This is a genomic window from Kitasatospora sp. NPDC056783 (genome assembly GCF_042789895.1).
Classification (GTDB): Bacteria; Actinomycetota; Actinomycetes; order Streptomycetales; family Streptomycetaceae; genus Kitasatospora.
Window position 1 is genome coordinate 1 of the sequence record NZ_JBHUAF010000725.1, and the last position, 1,119, is coordinate 1,119.

Sequence of the window (1,119 nt, forward strand, 5' to 3'; positions counted from 1 at the left end):
CGTCAGTGGCGGTCGCCGGTGGGGCCCGGGGGCAGCGAGAGCATCTGGCGGTGGCGGCCGCGGGCGGACGGACTGGCGGCCGGGCCGCCGGTGACCGTGCCCATCACCGGGGCGGGGGCGGGCGGCGCCGGCGGTGTGGGCGCGGGCACCGGCATCAGGGGCGCGCCCAGGTAGCCGGCCGCGACCCAGCCCTGCCCGTTGGTGAACTGGGCGGCGGGGTTGACGGGCTGCTCCGGGGAGGGGGCCGCGGTGGCCGGACGGCCGAGGCTGTCGCCGGTGGGGACGGGGACGGGTGTGGGGGCGATGTGCTCCGGGTGACCGGTGGGGTGGCCGGTGGGGTGGCCGTGGTGGTGGCCGGTGCCGTGACGGCCGGCAGGGGTGTTTGGATGACCGGCCGCGGGGGCGCCGGTGTGACCGGTGGCGTGGGCGACGGCGTGGCCGTGCTGTCTGCCGCCCGCGGGACCCGAGCCGTGGTGCTGGTGGCTCGGCATGAACTGGGGGAGCCCCGGTGCCTGGCCCGGCAGGGTGTGGAACGCCTGCTGCTGGGCCGACGGGTACGGGCGCTGCTCGCCGATCGGCGGGTAGCCGTCGCGGACCGCGAAGCCGGTGAACTTCAGGTCCTCCTCGCCCGACCGGTCGCCCGGCAGGGCGCGGAAGAGGCGCCGGTACTCGGAGTACAGCTCGTCGTAGATCGGCGTCGTGGAGTGCGGGTGCTCGGCGTCGTAGGACGGGCGCATGCCCGGGATCGAGCGGGAGGCGGTCGCGGACCGGCCGGGGGACGCGGAGACGTCGTAGCTGTACACGTAGGGGCCAACGAGCGAGAGGGGCGGGGGATGCGGGGCCCGGGTGCGCGGGTGGGCCGCCGCGCCGGAGCGCGGCAGGGGCGGGCACGCCGGGCGTGGGGTGGACGCGCGGGGGCTCGGTGAGGGCAGCGCGCTGCGGCGGGAGCGGCGCGCCGGGGCCGGGGCCGGGCGGGAGTCGGGGTGCGGGTGAGCCAGCCGTCGGCATGCCAATGTCGGGGCCGGTGCCGGGCGCGCGGGTGCGGGGGGCCGGTGCCGGGCGCGCGGGTGCGTCGTCGGCGTGCGTCCGCCCGCCGGAGGGCGGCCCCGGGCAGGAGGC

Annotated in this window: 1 protein-coding gene; it reads right to left on the reverse strand. The window is 79.5% G+C overall.

What is annotated here, in order from left to right; translation table 11 throughout:
• Nucleotides 1-2 precede the first annotated feature (2 nt).
• Entirely contained in the window at nucleotides 3-803 is an 801-nt protein-coding gene (locus tag ACFRMQ_RS40890) for a hypothetical protein (protein WP_380736009.1), read from the reverse strand.
• Between the last annotated feature and the right edge of the window lie 316 nt (nucleotides 804-1,119).